This window comes from Erythrobacter sp., from assembly GCF_038133525.1.
In the GTDB taxonomy this organism is placed as follows: Bacteria; Pseudomonadota; Alphaproteobacteria; order Sphingomonadales; family Sphingomonadaceae; genus Qipengyuania.
On record NZ_JAYPTL010000119.1, the window covers coordinates 1 to 3,373 of the forward strand.

General features: G+C 59.4%; 4 protein-coding genes. 2 read left to right on the plus strand and 2 right to left on the minus strand.

All coding sequences use genetic code 11. The features are described 5' to 3' along the window. Positions 1 to 339 precede the first annotated feature (339 nt). Positions 340 to 1,563 (minus strand): IS256 family transposase, encoded by a 1,224-nt coding sequence (locus AAFM29_RS16795; protein WP_341713893.1) that lies wholly within the window; start codon positions 1,561 to 1,563, stop codon positions 340 to 342. Between the two features lie 88 nt (positions 1,564 to 1,651). Continuing rightward, positions 1,652 to 2,641: a GSU2403 family nucleotidyltransferase fold protein gene (locus AAFM29_RS16800; protein ID WP_341713894.1), complete on the minus strand. Its 990-nt coding sequence runs from the start codon at positions 2,639 to 2,641 to the stop codon at positions 1,652 to 1,654. 244 nt (positions 2,642 to 2,885) lie between these two features. Here AAFM29_RS16800 and AAFM29_RS16805 point away from each other — a divergent pair, with 244 nt between their 5' ends. Further along, the gene (locus tag AAFM29_RS16805; RefSeq protein ID WP_341713895.1) at positions 2,886 to 3,131 is read left to right on the plus strand and encodes an AbrB/MazE/SpoVT family DNA-binding domain-containing protein; all 246 of its coding nucleotides are present in this window, start codon (positions 2,886 to 2,888) and stop codon (positions 3,129 to 3,131) included. Continuing rightward, the coding region (locus AAFM29_RS16810; RefSeq protein WP_341713896.1) for a Mur ligase family protein at positions 3,128 to 3,373 on the plus strand (246 nt) is incomplete at its 3' end. The genes AAFM29_RS16805 and AAFM29_RS16810, both read left to right, overlap by 4 nt.

The following is a 3,373-nucleotide window of genomic DNA, read 5'->3' on the forward strand; positions in this document are numbered from 1 at the left end:
ACAAGTCGCTTGGCTTCCTCGATCTCGGAACCGAGATCGTCCCATCCGATAACCTCTTCAATGGCGCTGAGAGGATCTGCACCGCTTGTCCCCCGACAGCGCCCATGGCACAAAATCAGGGTTGTAAGTTAAGGAGTGTTTTGGCTTCGTCGTAGTGACGAAGGAACGCATCTATGGACGCCTCCCGCGCAAGGTAGCTTCTCGATGTTGCTCCGGCATTGGATGCGTGAATCTATCCGGCCTGCTGATCGGGGTAGATTTGCCCCCGGGCCATGATGGGAATCCGCTCGTTTCAGTGGGGACTGTCAGGAATTCCGTGTGTGGGCGGGCGGTTGAACATTACGCCGCCATGGCTCTGATGAAGCGCTCACCGAATATTACGGCGAACTGGGCCTTTGCCATGGTCCACTCACGCGGGGGCATTTTCCACTCTTTCTCGGATCTGTTCAAGATCAGATAGAGCAATTTCGTGGCGGCCTCGTCGCTCGGGAAATGGCCCCTGGCCCTGACGGCTCTGCGGAGCTTCGAGTTGAGGGCTTCAATAGAATTTGTCGTATAAACGATCCGGCGAACCTCGTCAGGAAACGCAAAAAACGGGATGACCTCGGCCCAGGCCCGCCGCCAGCTCTGGCCGATAGCGGGATAGCGCTGACCCCAGGGTCCAGCCTCGAACGCGGTGAGCGCCTGTTCGGCGGCCTCGGCGCTGGGGGCGCGGTAGATTTCCTTAAGCGCGGTTGCCAGCCCCTTGCGGTCCTTCCAGGACACGAAGTCCATCGAATTGCGCAGCAAATGGACGATGCATGTCTGGACCACGGCTTCGGGAAACACGGCGGTGATGGCCTCGGGGAAGCCCTTGAGCCCATCGACCACGGCAAGCAGGATATCCTCCGTGCCGCGGTGCTTGAGTTCGTTCATCACCCGCAGCCAGAACTTGGCGCCTTCGTTCTGCTCGAGCCACAGGCCGAGCACCTCCTTGGCGCCATCGGCGCGGACACCCAGGGCGATGTGGATTGCCTTGTTGCGGACCATGCCTTCATCGCGGATCTTGACCCGGATCGCATCGAAGAAGACGAGCGGGTAAACCGGATCGAGCGGCCGCTGCTGCCAGCTGGCGACTTCGTCGAGCACGGCGTCGGTCACGGTGCTGATCAGGTCCGGCGACACGTCAATGCCATACAGATCGTGCAGATGCCCGGTGATCTCCCGGGTGCTCATGCCGCGCGCATACATCGAAATGATCTTGTCATCGAAACCGGGGAAACGGCGCTGGTACTTCGCGATCAGCTGCGGCTCGAAGCTCGACTGACGGTCGCGCGGGACATCGATTTCCAGCTTGCCGGCATCTGTGGTCACGCTCTTACGGCCATAGCCATTGCGCGTGTTTCCGGCCTCTTCGTTGCTGGTCAGATGATGATCCATCTCCGCATTCAAGGCACGCTCGGTCAGCGCCTTCTTCAGCGCATCCAGCAAGCCGCCTTGTTCGAAAGCGGCACTGGCAGCGCCACCAGACAAAAGCTGGTCCAGAAGTTCATTGGGGATCGCAGGCTCTTTGCGTCGGGACATAGTGGGACTCCTTCTTACCCATTATGCCCGCCCACACACGGAATTCCTGACAGTCCCAACTCCAAAGCAGCGCTACTTTCACTGCATGTCATGGTCTTCGCGGCTTCTCCTTGTCCCAGTCCTCGTAGTGCGGCCGCAATTCAGCGGGCAGTTCTTCGTAGAAAGCATCGTTGAGAGGGTAATGGCGCATAGTCAGCCAAACGGCATCGAGCAGCGCCCTGCCTTGCTTGAGATCCTTGGGTTTCTTTTGCGCGGCACGCTCAGGCTTTTCCGCCATCCATAGCTTCTGCAGCGCGAACCAGCGTGGATCGGGCACGACCATGCGGGCAGCTTCGCCGTCTCTGACACCCACAACGCGATCAACCGGTCTGCCCATCAATAGCCATTCCTGCTCCGGCAACGGAACAGGTCGCGGCCGGTCTTTCGGCGATTGCCCGGCAACGCGGCTTGGTGCGGACAGGACTTCGACCTCGTAGGCCTTGGCATTCCGGGCTTGAAAGGGTCGCTCGGTATTGACCGAATAGGTGGTGTCGGCCTCCTTCAGCACCTTCCACAAGGTCGGACGATCCTCGTTCACCTCGACCCCCGTTAACGCTAGATCGAAATCGATAGTGGTATCGGGCGCATCTCGAATGAAGCCGTTGGCCTCCAACGCATAGGCGATCAGCGCATTCGTCCCGACAACCATCGCCTGGTCGCCCAAGAAGCGCAGGCGATCGGCTTCGCGCAGGATCTTTCCGGCCTCGGTCGGGAGCATCGGAATGCGCAACGCACGATACAGACTAGCCTGTTCCTTGAGCGTCGACCTACTCCCTTCCAATCGCTCCTTGAGTTCGGCCTTTTCCGCTTTGTACTGGTCGAACTCGACCTGCTTGCTGTCATCGAGCGGGCCCATGCTCTTCATGTTTCCGCGGCGATCGGTGACCTCGTACAGATATTCCCTGCCCGAAACCTCCTTGATCCGCAGGTTGTACGGCATATCGTTCAAAGTGCGCAGTGTATCCATCCAAACCTGGTAGGCTTGGTCGAGATTGACGATCACCCTCGCCTGCTCGTCTGAGAATGATTGAAAACTCATCGTTTACCCTGCGCTGGACATAATCGGCATAATGCAAGGTAAACTTCGAAAATGCAACATTTACCCTGCAATTCATGGATATCCTGCAATTGCAGGGTAAATGGGGTGAGGAAGCGACCGCACGAGTTTGCAGCAAATAATAATCAAGCCATGGATGCCAGATCGTGACACGTTTGTCATTTGGTGCCACAATTCGCATTGGCTATACCAACTCGCAGGTACTGGCCAATGCTGGATTAATGCCATGCCGTTCCAAGTCACAATCACGCCCATCGGGCGCATGAGCCTCCCCGCCGATATCCGCAAGCGGCTCGGCCTGACTAGCGGCGGCGCGCTGCTTGTCGAAGAAACCGAAGACGGCGTGATCCTACGCACCGTGGCGCAGGCAATCGCGCATGCGCAGGCTCTCGCCCAGCAATATACAGGCGACAATACTGATGCCTCGGTCGACACCTTCTTGGCGCGGCGCCGCGAGGAATCGGGCGAATGACCGAAACCGTGCTCGATGCCTCAGCGCTTCTTGCCCTGCTCCGCGATGAACCCGGCGCGGCCAAGGTTGCCGATGCGATTGCCGATGCGAAGGCGGAGATCCTCGAGGGGGCCGGCGCTGACGACGTGCTGGTGTGCAACGCCGACGATCCCCGCATTGCCGCCCGCACCGGCGGGTTCTCCGGACGCACGGTGACCTTCGGCATGACGGCGGCGGGCGTGGGTCACGCCACGGTGTCGGCC